Source organism: Caulobacter sp. SRI_008 (genome assembly GCF_057586355.1).
In genome coordinates this window covers 33,328-47,698 of record NZ_JBYCZS010000030.1, presented here as the reverse complement: position 1 = coordinate 47,698, position 14,371 = coordinate 33,328, and the positions used below count along the sequence as shown (strand labels likewise).

Here is a 14,371-nt window from a genome sequence, read left to right as displayed (position 1 = left end):
GTCGAAAGCCCTGTCCGCGGCTGTGGCGGAGCGACCGGGTGCGACATCAAGGATTTGAGAGACCCCTCATCCGTCGTCCTTCGGACGACACCTTCTCCCGCAAGGGGAGAAGGACGGGGGTGTGCGGCCTGAACGACACGAAATGGTCATGAAGCACAACCAGCGGGCTTAAGCGGGTTGCCCCGGGGCGGATCGCTGCTAGAAGGCCCGGCAACGGCGTCCCCCCACCGAGAATCCAAAATGAAGCTGCTGTCCGGCAACTCCAACCGTCCGCTGGCCCAGGCCATCGCGGAGTACCTCGACATGCCGCTGACCCGCGCCCAGGTGCGCCGGTTCGCCGACCTCGAGGTGTTCGTCACGATCGACGAGAACGTCCGCGGCGAGGACGTCTTCGTGATCCAGTCGACCAGCTACCCGGCCAACGACAATCTGATGGAACTGCTGATCTGCATCGACGCCCTGAAGCGGGCTTCGGGCAAGCGGATCACCGCGGTGCTGCCCTACTTCGGCTACGCCCGTCAGGACCGCAAGACCGGCGGCCGCACGCCGATCTCGGCCAAGCTGGTCGCCAACCTGATCACCCGCTCGGGCGCCGACCGCGTGCTGACGATGGATCTGCACGCCGGCCAGATCCAGGGCTTCTTCGACATCCCGACCGACAACCTGCTGCCCTCGCGCCTGCTGGCCGACGACATCATCAAGAACTACCCGCTGGGCGACGACCTGATGGTCGTCTCGCCGGACGTCGGCGGCGTGGTCCGCGCCCGCGCCCTGGCCAAGCGCCTGGACGACGCCGACCTCGCCATCGTCGACAAGCGCCGCTCGGGTCCGGGCCAGTCGGAAGTGATGAACATCATCGGCGACGTCGCCGGCCGCCGCTGCATCCTGTTCGACGACATCGCCGACTCGGCCGGCACCCTGTGCAACGCCGCCGCCGCCCTGATCGCCAACGGCGCGACCTCGGTCAGCGCCTATGTGACCCACGGCGTGCTGTCGGGCGCGGCCGCCGACCGCGTGGCCAATTCGGTCCTGACCGAGCTGGTGGTCACCGACTCGATCGAGGCCTCGGACACCACCAAGGCCTGCCCGAAGATCCGCTACGTCTCGTGCGCCCCGCTGATCGGCGAGGCCATCCGCCGGATCGCCAACGAAGAGTCGGTGTCGAAGCTGTTCGACTGATCGGCTTTCCGGTTCTCTCAAACCGTAAAACCCCCGCGAAAGCGGGGGCCCAGGCTTTTTCTGAAACCCAAGGCGCTCGACGATAAAACGCCTGGGTCCCCGCTTTCGCGGGGATTTTACGGGGGTGAGGCGGCCCGAGCCGTTAACCCCCAAGCCTCTCCGCCACATCGGCGCCACATTTTCCGTCGGGAAAATATCCAACGGAATCCGCGCTCTCGCGGAAATCGCGACACAGCCCCGCTTGTCAAAGTCTGGTTAACGGACTGACTGTCACAATGTCGCCCGCCGGCGATGTTAAGCCGGCTCCATCTACACGGGGATGTCGTCAGCATGCTTTCCAACCTGCGTCCGCGCGCCGCTCTGACGGCGGTCGCGATCGCCGCGGCCACCGTCCTGGCCAGCTGCAGCACCCCGCCGCCTCCCCCGCCGCCGCCCGTCGTCCAGGCCCCGCCGGCCCCGCCGCCGATCACCCTGTCGAACAAGGTGGTCGAGCGCGCCAGCGCTTTCCGCGGCTACATGCAGCGCGCCGGCTCCATCACGCCCGACTTCCAGAACGGCGACCAGATCCAGGCCTCGCTGAAGGTCGGCGTCGGCTACGAGCAGAAGCACTTCCTCAGCGGCGCCATGTCGTACGGCGCGGTGCTGGCCCTGCAGGACCCGACCTTCGTGGCCTCGGTGCGCGCCTTCGCCGCCGATCCGGCCCAGCGCCAGCAGGTGATCAACCAGCTGATCGCCGACCCGGCCTACGCCGTCGGCTTCAAGGGCAGCGACACCGCCGCCGCCCGCATCATCGACACCCTCGGCGCCGACGGCCTCAAGGTCTACGAGGCCGGCAAGAAGGTGAAGCAGGCCGCCTACGACGTGCAGCGCGCGACCTGGTCGAAGGCCGCCGTGACCGACCGCGACGGCCGCCTGGCCTACGCCAAGTCGGCCTCGGCCACCCCGGCCCTGGCCGACACCGCCGACGTGGCCCAGCTGCAGCAGGCCTCGCTGGCCACCGTCAGCGCCCCGCCCGCCGCCGCCCCGGCCGCCAGCCCAGCCGCCAGCCCAGCCCCCAGCATCGACGCGGCCCTGGCCTCGACCGTCCCGGCCGGCCCGCGCTCGGCTCCGCCGCCCTATCGCCCGCTGGTCATCCGCAGCCTGGCCGTGGCCGCACTCGCGGCCTTGGGCGCCGCCGGCGACGAGAACCTGCCGACCATCGAGGCCATCATGGCCGAGCCCAGCGCCGGCTCGTGCCTGAACATGGCCAAGCTGAACCTCTATCAGTGCCTGGCCGTGTCCAAGCCGCACTACGAGGACATCTTCTGCCTTGGCCAGCACATCATGATCGACACCGGCGCCTGCGTGATCAAGGCCTCGGGCGCGCCGATGCCGGTCGAGCCGCTGCCGCCCCCGCCGCCGGAAAAGCCGACCGCCAAGAAGAAGCCCGCCGCCAAGCCCGCGGCCGCCAAGAAGAAGAAGGCCTGATCCTTCAGACCATTCTCGCCTGAACCAGAGGGCCGCCGGATTGCACCGGCGGCCCTCTTCGTGTATTGGGCGCCCTCCTGAAAACGTCGACCGAGCGGGGCAATCTGGTCCTGTGCGGCGATTTCGCATTTCGAGGGCATGGGCCCTCAAGAGAGAACTGACATGGCCGAGATCATCCTGAACGTTGAAATCCGCGACCGCGCCGGCACCGGCGGCGCTCGTGAAACCCGCCGCGCCGGCCTGGTCCCGGGCGTGCTGTACGGCGGCGACAAGGATCCCGTGAACGTCGCGGTGAAGGTCAACGAATTCCGCAAGGCGCTCTACACCGGCAAGCTGCTCGGCCACCTGGTCACGCTGCAGCACGGCGAAGACAAGCAATCGGTCATCGCCAAGGCCGTGCAATTCCACCCGGTCACCGACGAGCCGGTCCACTTCGACCTGTACCGCGTCAGCGAGCACCAGCTGATCAAGATCGAAGTGCCGGTGCACTTCAAGAACCACGAAACCTCGGTCGGCCTGAAGAAGGGCGGCTCGCTGGAAGTCATCCGTCACACCGTCGAGCTGGCCTGCCCGGCCGACCAGATCCCGGAAGAGCTGATCATCGACCTGGCCGACCACGACATCGGCGACACCATCCGCATCTCGGAAGTGAAGCTGCCGGAAGGCGTGAAGCCGGCCGTGGACCGCGACTTCGTGATCGCCACCCTGAAGGCCTCGGCCTCGGCCCAGTCGGGCGCCGGCGACACCACCGTCGAAGGCTGATCCCGGCTCGGTCTTCCGACCGAACTGATCTAGATGACGGGCGGGCCTTCGGGTCCGCCCGTTTTCGTATCTATACGTGAGCTCCCAGCGATGCTGATCCTCGCCGGCCTCGGCAATCCCGAGCCCAAGTACGAGAAGAACCGCCACAACGTCGGCTTCATGGCCGTCGACGCCCTGGCCCGGAAGTGGGGCACGGCGCCCTGGCGCGCGCGCTTCCAGGGGCTGGCCTGCGAGGGCCAGGTCGACACCCCGAACGGGCCGGTCAAGCTGCTGCTGCTCAAGCCCAAGACCTATTACAACGAGAGCGGCCGCGCCGTGGGCGAGGCCATGAAGTTCTTCAAGCTGAAGCCGGCCGACGTCATCGCTTTCCACGACGAGATCGACATGGCCCCGGGCCGCTTCCGGATGAAGGCCGGCGGCGGGGCTGCCGGCAACAACGGCATCCGCTCGATCACCAGCCAGATCGGCGACGCCTTCCGCCGCGGCCGCATCGGGGTGGGCCATCCGGGCGACAAGGACATGGTCATGCACTACGTGCTGGGCGACTTCCACAAGGTCGAGCACCAGTGGCTGGACCCGCTGCTCGACGCCCTCTGCGACGCTCTGCCCTTCGCCGCCGCCGGCGACGACGAGCGCTACCAGGCCGAGGTGCTGCGCCTGGCCCCGTCGCCCAAGGCCGACCCGAAGAAGCCGCGGCCGTAAAATCCCTCTCTCTTTGAGAGAGGGCGGGGCCCACGCCGAAGGCGTGGGAGGATGAGAGGTTTCACTGCTTGCCGGAAAACCTCGGCGCGTTCCGCGTCCAACCTATGCCGTCATCCCGGCCGCAGCGAAGCGGAGAGCCGGGACCCAGGGGCCGACGCAGTGCAGTGGCCCCTGGGTCCCGGATAAGCCCTGCGGGCTTTCCGGGATGACGAGATTTTGGCTTTGTTTGAAGCCCTACTCCGATGGTGAGAGGGTGAAACCTCTCACCCTCCCACCGCCTACGGCGGCGGGCCCCTCCCTCTCTCTATGAGAGAGGGGCTCTTGTTCTAGAACCGGTACTGCAGCCCCAGGTTAAACTGCCGGCCGGTGTGGGTGTAGACGAAGGTGCTGTCGCGGTCGGAGTCGATGAACTGCCGATTGAAGCGATCGAAGATGTTCAGCCCTTCCAGCGACAGCTTGAACTTGTCGTTGATCTGGTAGGACGCGGCCATGTCGAAGGTCAGGTTGGCGTCGTAGCCCTCGACGTCCTGGTAGGGGTTGTTGGCCGGCAGGGCGACGATCGACTTGTCGCGGTACGACGCCGACAGGCGGGCGCTGAACTTGTCGTCCTCGTAGTAGATCGTGGCGTTGTAGGCGTTCTTCGACAGGCCGACGAGGTCGTTGGTGGTGACGCTGCCGTCGGCCAGGAAGTAGTCGATGGTCGAGTCGACATAGGTGTAGTTCACCAGCGCGCCGGTATGGCGCAGCAGGCCCGGCAGGAAGGTGAAGGCCTGCTGGTAGTTGATCTCGAAGCCCTTCAGCGGCCCGCCGGGCGTGTTCACCGGGCGGGTGACCGTGAACAGGGTGTTGTCCGGATCGAGCTGCGAGGTTCCCAGCAGGCTCAGCGGCAGGCCCGTCTGGCGGAAGCTCATCTGCTGCGACTGGTTCTGCACGTAGGTGGCGATGTCTTTGTAGAAGAAGCCCACGCTCAGCACCGAGCCTTGCGAGAAGTACCACTCGCCGCCCAGGTCGAAGGTGGTCGCGCGGATCGGATCCAGGTCCGGGTTGCCCGAGGTGATCGACGGCGTGCCGGTCAGGTTCAGGCTGCCGCCGGGCGACAGGAAGGTCAGGTCGGGCCGCGACACGACCTTGGCGGCCGAGAAGCGCAGCACCAGGTCGTCGCGCAGGTCGAAGGCCACGTTCAGGGCCGGCAGCACGTCGAGATAGTCGTTCTCGGCGGTCACCCGGGTCGAGCCGATCTGGTAGCCGCGCGCCCACAGCTCGGTCTTGGCGATGCGGAAGCCGATGTCGCCGCGCACCGGCAGGCCGCCGATCTCGGTCTTCAGGTCGGCCTGCAGATAGCCGGAGGAGACCTTCTCCTCCACGCGTCGGATGCCGCCCGTGTTGGGGATCAGGGCGTACATGCCGGTCTTGCTGTAGAGGTTCTGGTCGGCGACGAACTTGTCGTAGTCGATGGTCGCCCAGCTGCTGGGGAACACGCCGCTCTTGATGCCGTGGCCGCCGAAGCCCTCGACCACCTTGGTCACGGCCTGCAACTGGGCCGTGGTCAGGTTGGGCACCAGGAAGTTGTTCGAGCGCTGGAAGGCCGAGGTGTCGAACGAGAACTCGTGGAAGTGGCCGCCGAACTTGATGGTCAGGTCGTCGTCGACCCGCCAGGCGAGGTTCGCCTCGGCGGTCTTGTAGATGTTGGTGGTGAAGATCTGCGACAGCCGCACCTCGGCGTTGCCCGTGCCGAAGGTGTAGAGGCTGGCGTCGGCGACGTTGAAGCCGTGGGTGATGGTCGGCTGGTCGCGATCCTCGCGGAAGTCGACGGTCATGCTCGTGTTCGGACGCTGGAACATGATCGTCGTGGTGATCGGCTGGTCGTAGTCCGACTTCGAGTAGCCGATCAGGCCAGTGAGCGTGATGCTGTCGGTCAGCTCGTGCTTGCCGGTGAAGGTGTACTGCTGGAAGACGTTCTGGAACTCGTCGTGCTGGGTGTCGGAGCGCACGTCGACGCCGTCGAAGCGGCCATAGGCCACGTCGTAGACCGTCTTGCCGAAATTGATCCCGGCGGTGCTGCTGGTCCCGGCGTTGCGCAGGATCAGCTCGCGGATGGCCGTCTGCGGCTTGCCGTTCTGGCTGATGGCGCGGGCGAAGGAGAAGCCTTCCAGCCAGTTCTCCTCACGCACCACGTCGTACTTCGAATAGAGGGCGTTGAAGCCGAACGAGGTGCGGTCGTTGGGCTTCCATTGCAGGGCCAGGGTGGCGCCGGTGCGCTCCTGGTCGTGGTGGAAGCGGCCGTAGCGCGGCAGGCGCGGGAAGAAGACGGTGGTCTGGTTGCCCAGGTCGTAGAGGGTGTCGTTGGCCGCCGGGCGCGCCACGCCGGTGGCGCAGTTCAGGGCGTCGGCGCCGGTGGCCGGGTCGGTGGCCGGGTTCTGCGCCGTGCGGCCCACGGGCGTGCAGAAGCCGCCGTCGATCGTCGCCGGGTTCCAGCCGCCCGAGCCCCACTGGTCCTCGAGGAACTTGCGCTTGCTGAAGGCCAGCGAGGCCTGGGCGCCGAACTCGCCCCAGGCGGTGTCCCAGCGGTCGCCGGCCACGGCGGTGAACTTCTTGTCCATCTTCTCGGACAGGTCGTTGTAGCCGAGCGATCCGCCCAGCACGAGGGTGCGGCCCTTCTGGTCGAGCGGCTTGGCGATGTCGAGGTCGACCGTGGCGCCCAGCGAGCCCTCGATCACCTCGGCCTGGGCCGACTTGCGCACCGTGATGCCGCTGAACAGCTCCGAGGCGAAGGTGTTGAAGTCGAAGCCGCGGCCCAGGTTCGCGCCCCGGTCGCTGGTGGTGGCGCCGCTGGTCGACTGGGCCTCCATGCCGTTGATGCGCACGCGGGTGAAGCTGGGCGGCAGGCCGCGCACGGTGATCGTGCGGCCCTCGCCCGCCACGCGCGTGATCGACACGCCGGGCACCCGCTGGATCGACTCGGCGAGGTTGGCGTCGGGGAAGTCGGCGATGTCCTCGGCCTTGATGGCGTCGACCACGCCCGAGGACTGGCGCTTGACGGAGAGCGCGCTGCGCAGGCTTTCGCGGAAGCCGGTGACGATCACCTCCTCGACGGCGTTCTCGGTGGTCTCGCCGGCGGGCGGGGCGGCCGTCTGGGCCTGAGCGTTCACCGCTCCCAGGGCCGCGACCGCCAGGACGGCGATGGACACGCCCGCACGCAGGTTACGCAAGGATGATGACGACATAGGTCCCTCCTGACGGCGGCGCCGCTCGGCGGCCCGCCTTATGTTTCCAACCCAAAGCGCCGGTTTTCCCGGTCTGCTTATGTCAGCGGAGAGCAAATCCCATATTTTGGGATAACGTCTCGCAATATAGGGAGAATACTGTGACAAGACTGAAGCACAAGTCCCCGCCTGCCGGTTAGTCCCCAGATTGCCCATCAAGCGGCAGCGCACCCCCGCGCGTCCTGGACGGCCCATCCCGCGGATTGACGCGGCGGCCCTCGCGCCACACATAGCCGGGACGTCCTGGAGCCTTTCGATGATCCCGCTTTTTGGCCTGTCGCTGATCTTCTCGATCGCCCTCTGTGTTCACGTCGTGCGCTCGGGCCAGGCCATGTACTGGCTGCTGATCATCCTGATGTTCCAGCCGCTGGGCGGGATCGTCTATCTGCTGGCCATCGTCGCGCCGGAGTTCATGGGCGGGACCAGGGCCCAGCAGATGAAGGCCGCCGCCCGCCAGGCGCTGGACCCGCAGCGCGAATACCGCGAGGCCAGCCGCGACGCCGAGGACGCGCCGACCGTCACCAACCTTTCGCGCCTGGCCGCCGCCGCCACGAGCCTGGGCAAGCACGAGGAAGCCGAGCGGATCTACGCCCAGGCCCTGCACGGCCACTATGCCGACGATCCGGCCCTGATGCTGGCCCGCGCCAACAGCCTGATCGAGCTTGGCCGCGCCGCCGAGGCCCTGCCGCTGCTGGAGGCCCTGGGCGAGCAGGGCGTCAAGAGCCGCACCCCGCAGACCGCCCTGGCCCTGGGCCGCGCCCAGGCCGCCCTGGGCCGCACCGAGGAAGCCGACGTCTCCCTGCGCTGGGCCGCCGCCCACCTGCCGGGCTTCGAGGGCATGGCGCGCTACGCCGTGTTCCTGGGCCAGAGCGGCCGCAAGGCCGAGGCCCGCGAAGCCCTGGCCGAACTCGACAAGCGCCTGTCCAAGACGCATCCGAGGTTCCGGAAAGAGGCCAAGGGCTGGCGCGAGATGGCGGCGGCGGCGGCGGGCTGACCCCTCTCCCCTTGCGGGAGAGGGTGACCCGCGAAGCGGGTCGGAGGGGGACGGTTTTCAGCTTCCGCTGGCTTCACTCCTCCCCCGTGAAACGGGGGAGGTGGCGCGCTGCGGATACGCAGCGTGACGGAGGGGGCGAGGGACAGAGCGCCGAGCCCAGTCACGCCCCCTCCACCGCTTCGCGGTCCCCCTCCCCCGTTTCACGGGGGAGGAGCCAGGATCAGCGGACTTTCTCGATCAGCGCCTTGGCCCCGTGGGGCGCGTTCACCTTGCCCTCATGGATTATGAAGGCGAAGACGTCGCGCTTGTCGGCGGCCGACGCCGCGTCCTTGTCGATGCGCGGCAGGTCGCCGGGACGCTCGCCCCGCGACCAGGTCTTCAGGCGATCGGCCCAGTCATCCAGCTCCGGCTCGGGATAGGCCGTGGCCACCTCGTCCGATCCCGTCTGCAGGCGGGCATAGACGAAGTCGGCCGTCTCGTCGGCGAACTCCGGATAGTCGAAGTGCTTGGCGTAGACGCCGGCCACGCCGTGCGCCCTCAGGAGCGCCGGGAAGGCCGGGGTCATGAAGGTGTCGTTGCGCACCTCCACGGCGTGGCGCAGGCGCACGCCGTCCTTCTCCTTGGGCAGCAGAGCGAGGAACGCCCCGAAATCGGCCTCGTCGAACTTCTTGGTCGGCATGAACTGCCAGAGGATCGGCCCCAGCTTGTCGCCCAGCTCGGTCAGACCCTGGTCGAGGAACTTGCCGACCGACTCACCGCCTTCGGCCAGCACCTTGCGGTTGGTGGTGAAGCGCGAGGCCTTCACCGCGAACACGAAGTCGTCGGGCGTCTCGTCGCGCCACTTGCGCCAGCTGTCGGGCTTGAAGCTGGAATAGTAGGTGCCGTTGATCTCGATCGCCGTCAGCTGGCGGCTGGCATAGGCCAGTTCGTCCTTCTGCTTCAGGTCGGAGGGATAGAAGTGGCCGCGCCAGGGCTCGAAGGTCCAGCCGCCGATGCCGATGCGGATGTCGCCACTCATGCGCGTTCCCCTCTTGTTCCGGACGCGAAACCTAGGCGAGCTTCCGGCCCTCGTCGAGAGGGCAAACAGGACCCCAGACAAAACAAAACCCGCGCCGGTCGCCCGGCGCGGGTTTCGTCTGTTTTCGGGTGCGTGGAACGCGGAGGCGCGAAGATCCGCGCCTCGACGGCGCTCTTAACGCGTAGCCTTCTTCGGCATCGGCAGCAGGCCTTCGCGCTGAGCGCGCTTGCGGGCCAGCTTGCGAGCGCGACGGACAGCTTCGGCCTTTTGACGGGCGCGCTTTTCCGAGGGCTTTTCATAATGCACGTGACGCTTCATCTCGCGGAACGAGCCTTCGCGTTGCATCTTCTTCTTCAGGGCCTTGAGGGCCTGATCGACGTTGTTGTCGCGGACGAAAATCTGGACCAGGGGTGACTCTCCATTCGACGGCCCGACCAATTTCCCAAGTCCCTCTTGAGGGGCCGGGCGGGCGAATAAAAACCTTACGCCCTGGAAGGGGTGCTTCCGGGCGACGAGGGGCGGCAGATAGCAGAGGCGAGGGCGCGTGTCCATGCGCGACGAGCGCTAAACACCGGTGTAGACTCGGATTCATGAGCGACGCCGCGACCAAAGCCACGCAGGACTGGGCCGACAAGGCCGAACAGAAGGTGCTGGACGAGGCCCTGCGCCTGTCGCCGCGCCTTGGCTGGAACGCGGCCCTGGCCCGCGCAGCCGCCGCGGCGGCCGGTTTGTCGCCCGGCGAGACCGATCTTCTGCTGCCCCAGGGCCCTCGGGATCTTGCCGCCCTGCTGGCCCGCCGGCACGACGCCCAGGCCATGGCGACGCTGGGAAAGCTCGATCCGGCGGCGCTGAAGATTCGCCAGAAGATTCGCGAGGGCGTCATCGCCCGCATCGACGCGGCCGCCCGGGACAGCGAAGCCGTCCGCCGCTGGGCCGCCTTCCTGGCCTTCCCGACCAATCTGCCGCTGGCGCTCACCTTATTGTGGGAAAGCGCCGACCAGCTGTGGCGCTGGGCCGGCGACACGGCCACCGACGAGAACCACTATTCCAAGCGCGCCATCCTGTCGGGGATCCTGGTCTCGACCCTGGCGGTCGACCTGGCCTCGGGCCGCGACTCGGCGCTCAGGCACCTGGACGCCCGCATCGACGGCGTCATGGCCTTCGAGAAGTGGAAGGCCGGCGTGAAGGCGCCGAACCTGGCGGCGGAGTTCCTGACCGCCCTGGCCAAGATGCGCTACGCGCGGAGCTAACCCCTCTCCCCTTGCGGGAGAGGGTGGCCCGCGAAGCGGGTCGGGTGAGGGGTCGATAGCCCTGTCCGCCGCGACAAGCCGATCGTCCGGGCGGAGGCGGGATCAGTCTGAGAGACCCCTCATCCGTCGGCTTCGCCGACACCTTCTCCCGCAAGGGGAGAAGGATCTAGCCGCCCAGCGCCCGCTCCACGGCCGCCAGGGCGTGCAGGGTCGTGGTGTCGAACACCGGGACCGGGCTGTCGCCCTCCCCGACCAGCAGCATGATCTCGGTGCAGCCCAGGATGATCCCCTCGGCGCCGGCTGCGACCAGCCGGGCGATGACCTGGCGATAAGCCTGGCGGGCCTCCTCGCGCACCACGCCGGCCACCAGCTCCTCGTAGATCACCCGGTGGACCAGGGCGCGGTCCTGCGCCTCCGGGACCAGCACCTCAAGCCCGAACCGCTCCTCGAGCCGTCCGCGATAGAAGGCGTGCTCCATGGTGAAGGCCGTGCCCAGCAGGCCGACCTTGCGCAGCCCCGCCGCCTGGGTGGCCGCGCCGGTCGGGTCGGCGATGTGCAGCAGCGGCAGGTCGACGGCGGCCTGAAGCTCGCCGGCCAGGCGGTGCATGGTGTTGGTGCAGAGGACTAGAAAGTCGGCCCCGCCCCGCTCCAGCGCCTTGCCGGCCTCGACCAGCCGCTCGGCCAGTTCGCTCCAGCGGCCGGCGTGCTGCAGGGCCTCGATCTCGGAGAAGTCGAACGACCACAGCAGGCACTGGGCGGACGCCGTCGGCCCGCGCCGCGCCCGCACCGCCTCGTTGATCAGTCGATAATAGTGCGCCGAGCTTTCCCAGCTCATGCCGCCGATCAGGCCGATGGTTTGGGTCATGGGATCTCGCTAGGGCTGGGCGGATCCAATGCAGCGAAAACCTCGTCCTTCGACAAGCTCAGGATGAGGTTTTCGGTTCAGCCGTCTTCGCATTCGTCCTCATCCTGAGCCTGTCGAAGCATGCCCTAGGGCGGGCCGCGCCAAGGCGCGTCCCGAGGGGATAAGGACGCCCCCGTCACCCCTCCAGAGGCCGCAGGCGGTTCACATGGCCCATCTTGCGCCCCGGCCGGGCCTCGCCCTTGCCGTAGAGGTGGATGCGGGTCTCGGGCTCGGCGGCCAGCTTCTTCCAGGCGTCGACCTCGGGACCGAGCAGGTTGGTCATCTCCACCCGGGCCAGCGGCGCGGTCGGGCCCAAGGGCCAGCCGGCGACAGCGCGGATGTGCTGCTCGAACTGATCGACCTCGCAGCCGTCCTGGGTCCAGTGGCCGGTGTTGTGCACCCGCGGGGCGAACTCGTTGACCAGCAGCTTGCCGCCGGCCAGTTCGAACAGCTCGACCCCGATCACGCCCACATAGTCGAGGGCGGTGAGGATCTTGGCGGCGATGGCCTCGGCCTGGTCGCGCTCGGCCGGGGTGACCTTGGCCGGGGCGATCGTGCGGCGCAGGACGCCGCTCTCGTGGTGATTGTCCGACAGCGGATAGCAGACGATCTCGCCGTTGCGGCCGCGGGCGGCGATCACCGACAGCTCGCGGCCGAAATCGGCCGGGGCCTCGAGGATGGCCGGCTGGCGGCCGATCTTCTCGAAGGCGGCGACGGCGTCGCCCGGACGCTGGATCCAGGCCTGACCCTTGCCGTCATAGCCCTCGCGACGGGTCTTCAAGAGACTCGGCGCGCCGATCCTGGCCACGGCGGCCAGCAGGCTTTCCTCGTCGTCGACGGCGGCGAAAGCCACGGTCGGCACGCCGATCTCGGCCAGGAAGGTCTTTTCGACCACGCGATCCTGCGCGGCGGCCAGGGCGGCGGCGCCGGGCGCGACCTCGCAGCCCAGGGCCGTCAGCTCGGCGACGGTGTCGGCCGGCACGTTCTCGAACTCGTAGGTTAGGACCTGGCAGGCCTCGGCCAGGCGCTTGAGCGCCCAGCGGTCGTCATAGGCGCCGACGATCTGGCGGGCGGCGACGCGGCCGGCCGGGCTGTTCTCCTCGGGATCGAGGATCACGACGTCGAAGCCGAGCCGAGAGGCGGCCTGGGCCAGCATCCGGCCCAGTTGCCCGCCGCCGAGGATTCCGAGGGTGGAGCCGGGGGGCAGGGGAAGAGCCGGAGAGGCGGTCATGATCTTAGTCCTCGACGCTTTCGGCGACGCTGTCGGTCTGGGCCGCGCGCTGGGCGTCCAGGCGGGCGGCGAGCGCGGGATCGGCCAGCGACAGGATCTGGGCCGCCAGCAGGCCGGCGTTCTTGGCGCCCGCCTCGCCGATGGCCAGGGTCGCCACGGGAATGCCGCCGGGCATCTGCACGATCGACAGCAGGGAATCGAGGCCGCTGAGGGCCTTGGACTGCACCGGCACGCCCAGCACCGGCAGCGGCGTCATCGACGCCACCATGCCCGGCAGGTGCGCCGCGCCGCCGGCCCCGGCGATGATCACCTGGAAGCCGGCCGCCTTGGCGCCGGTGGCGAATTCGACGAGGCGCTGGGGCGTGCGGTGGGCCGAAACGACCTTGGCCTCGTAGGCGACGCCCAGTTCGTCGAGGGCGTCGGCCGCCTTCTTCATCGTCGGCCAGTCTGAGCGGCTGCCCATGACGATGGCGACAGGCGGCGCGGACGTGGTCATCGGCGTCTTCCTAGAACGACGAAGGCGCCAGGGCGGCCCCTTGAATCGCGCGCCTTATAGCGGGTCGCATCCCCAGGCCAAAGCCCGTTCTCGGACGTTTTTCATGTCGCTTCCGCAGGTTGCGCGGACTTTGGCGCGCCCGGATCGCCCCGCCTCTCGCCTGCGGCGTATTGGCGCCGGCCCCGGCCCGCCATTGTCATGGTTAACGAGAAAACGCAGATTTCCATTCAGCTTGACCGAAAGTGATTCGCTGCACCTCCGATGAAGATCTCAGGCGCCCGCACCGAAACCTTCTCCGCGATCCGCCGCCGGGCGCTCGCCGACGCCGCAGGCGTGTCTTCGGCGCCGCGCGGCAGCGTGGCCGTCGACAAGGCCGGCTTTCTCGGTCTGGAGCCCGCCGACCTGACGCCCCAGGTGCAGGCCGCCCTGCAGACCCTGATGACCGAGATCGACGATCTTCGCTCGGAAGTCTCGCGCCTGAAGTATCGCCTGACCGAGGCCGAGACCCTGGCCGACATGGACGTGCTGGCCCCGGTGCTGAACCGCCGCGCCTTCCTGCGCGAGGTGCGCCGCGTCTCGTCCTTCGCCCAGCGCTACGGCTCGCCGGCCAGCCTGGTGTTCTTCGACCTCGACAACTTCAAGGCCGTCAACGACCGCTTCGGCCACGCCGCCGGCGACTCGGCGCTGAAGGCCGTGGCCGAGCGCCTGCTGGCCAATGTCCGCGAAAGCGACATCGTCGGCCGCATGGGCGGCGACGAATTCGCCGTGCTGCTGGTCCAGGCCGACAAGGCCACCGCCGAGATGAAGGGCGAAAGCCTGGCCGGCGCGATCCGCAACACGCCCGTCCAGTTCGGCGAGTGGAGCGCTCCGCTGCACGTCTCGTTCGGCGTGCGCGAGATCGAGACCAACGCCGAGCCGGAGACGGCCCTGGCCGAAGCCGACGCGGCCATGTTCCTCAAGAAGCGCCTGCGCGCGGCGAGCTGACGCCCGTTCCTTGGGCGCCAATGGACACGGCCGGGGCGCGACAATCCGCCTCGCCCCGAAAACTACCGGAAAACTTCAGCATTAACCGTTGTTAAACGGCGCCCGGGCTCTTGTGGCAGGC

Annotated in this window: 13 protein-coding genes and 1 pseudogene; 7 read left to right on the top strand and 7 right to left on the bottom strand. The window is 68.4% G+C overall.

Translation table 11 applies throughout. The features are described 5' to 3' along the window. The first annotated feature begins 240 nt into the window (after window positions 1-240). The 4 genes from AC2YHT_RS22280 to pth all read left to right on the top strand — a co-directional run bounded on the left by AC2YHT_RS22280 (window position 241) and on the right by pth (window position 4,110). Window positions 241-1,179 carry a ribose-phosphate pyrophosphokinase gene (locus AC2YHT_RS22280; RefSeq protein ID WP_487292053.1) on the top strand — a complete coding sequence of 313 codons (939 nt, stop codon included), beginning with the start codon at window positions 241-243 and terminating at the stop codon, window positions 1,177-1,179. A 330-nt stretch (window positions 1,180-1,509) separates the two neighbouring features. Continuing rightward, window positions 1,510-2,646 carry a hypothetical protein gene (locus AC2YHT_RS22275; protein ID WP_487292052.1) on the top strand — a complete coding sequence of 379 codons (1,137 nt, stop codon included), beginning with the start codon at window positions 1,510-1,512 and terminating at the stop codon, window positions 2,644-2,646. Between the two features lie 162 nt (window positions 2,647-2,808). Further along, on the top strand, window positions 2,809-3,408 hold the full coding sequence (locus AC2YHT_RS22270; RefSeq protein WP_487292051.1) for a 50S ribosomal protein L25/general stress protein Ctc: 600 nt from the start codon (window positions 2,809-2,811) through the stop codon (window positions 3,406-3,408). Window positions 3,409-3,498: 90 nt separating this feature from the next. Beyond that, window positions 3,499-4,110, top strand: a complete 612-nt coding sequence (gene pth / locus AC2YHT_RS22265) for an aminoacyl-tRNA hydrolase (RefSeq protein WP_487292050.1) — start codon at window positions 3,499-3,501, stop codon at window positions 4,108-4,110. A 326-nt stretch (window positions 4,111-4,436) separates the two neighbouring features. Here the strand turns inward: pth and AC2YHT_RS22260 are convergent, their stop codons facing one another. Then, on the bottom strand, window positions 4,437-7,334 hold the full coding sequence (locus AC2YHT_RS22260) for a TonB-dependent receptor (protein WP_487292049.1): 2,898 nt from the start codon (window positions 7,332-7,334) through the stop codon (window positions 4,437-4,439). A 295-nt stretch (window positions 7,335-7,629) separates the two neighbouring features. Between AC2YHT_RS22260 and AC2YHT_RS22255 the strand changes: the two genes are divergently transcribed. Beyond that, complete coding sequence (locus tag AC2YHT_RS22255) at window positions 7,630-8,367, top strand: tetratricopeptide repeat protein (protein ID WP_487292048.1); 738 nt, start codon at window positions 7,630-7,632, stop codon at window positions 8,365-8,367. Window positions 8,368-8,440: 73 nt separating this feature from the next. On the opposite strand, the pseudogene AC2YHT_RS22250 reads toward AC2YHT_RS22255, so the two are convergent. The 3 genes and pseudogenes from AC2YHT_RS22250 to rpsU all read right to left on the bottom strand — a co-directional run. Next, window positions 8,441-8,581 (bottom strand): annotated as a pseudogene (locus AC2YHT_RS22250) (hypothetical protein); the annotation flags it as partial. Between the two features lie 6 nt (window positions 8,582-8,587). Continuing rightward, the gene (locus AC2YHT_RS22245; RefSeq protein ID WP_487292047.1) at window positions 8,588-9,385 is read right to left on the bottom strand and encodes a DUF72 domain-containing protein; all 798 of its coding nucleotides are present in this window, start codon (window positions 9,383-9,385) and stop codon (window positions 8,588-8,590) included. Window positions 9,386-9,559: 174 nt separating this feature from the next. Further along, window positions 9,560-9,793: a 30S ribosomal protein S21 gene (gene rpsU / locus AC2YHT_RS22240; protein WP_487292076.1), complete on the bottom strand. Its 234-nt coding sequence runs from the start codon at window positions 9,791-9,793 to the stop codon at window positions 9,560-9,562. A gap of 182 nt (window positions 9,794-9,975) precedes the next feature. Here rpsU and AC2YHT_RS22235 point away from each other — a divergent pair, with 182 nt between their 5' ends. Then, window positions 9,976-10,635, top strand: coding sequence for a COQ9 family protein (locus AC2YHT_RS22235; protein ID WP_487292046.1), 660 nt, complete (start codon window positions 9,976-9,978; stop codon window positions 10,633-10,635). Window positions 10,636-10,801: 166 nt separating this feature from the next. Here AC2YHT_RS22235 and AC2YHT_RS22230 read toward each other — a convergent pair whose 3' ends face one another. The 3 genes from AC2YHT_RS22230 to purE all read right to left on the bottom strand — a co-directional run bounded on the left by AC2YHT_RS22230 (window position 10,802) and on the right by purE (window position 13,266). Next, window positions 10,802-11,500 carry an aspartate/glutamate racemase family protein gene (locus tag AC2YHT_RS22230; RefSeq protein ID WP_487292045.1) on the bottom strand — a complete coding sequence of 233 codons (699 nt, stop codon included), beginning with the start codon at window positions 11,498-11,500 and terminating at the stop codon, window positions 10,802-10,804. 175 nt (window positions 11,501-11,675) lie between these two features. Further along, entirely contained in the window at window positions 11,676-12,770 is a 1,095-nt protein-coding gene (locus AC2YHT_RS22225) for a 5-(carboxyamino)imidazole ribonucleotide synthase (RefSeq protein WP_487292044.1), read from the bottom strand. Window positions 12,771-12,774: 4 nt separating this feature from the next. Beyond that, window positions 12,775-13,266 (bottom strand): 5-(carboxyamino)imidazole ribonucleotide mutase, encoded by a 492-nt coding sequence (gene purE, locus AC2YHT_RS22220; protein WP_487292043.1) that lies wholly within the window; start codon window positions 13,264-13,266, stop codon window positions 12,775-12,777. A gap of 261 nt (window positions 13,267-13,527) precedes the next feature. Between purE and AC2YHT_RS22215 the strand changes: the two genes are divergently transcribed. Beyond that, window positions 13,528-14,250, top strand: coding sequence for a GGDEF domain-containing protein (locus AC2YHT_RS22215; protein ID WP_110119418.1), 723 nt, complete (start codon window positions 13,528-13,530; stop codon window positions 14,248-14,250). Window positions 14,251-14,371 lie beyond the last annotated feature (121 nt).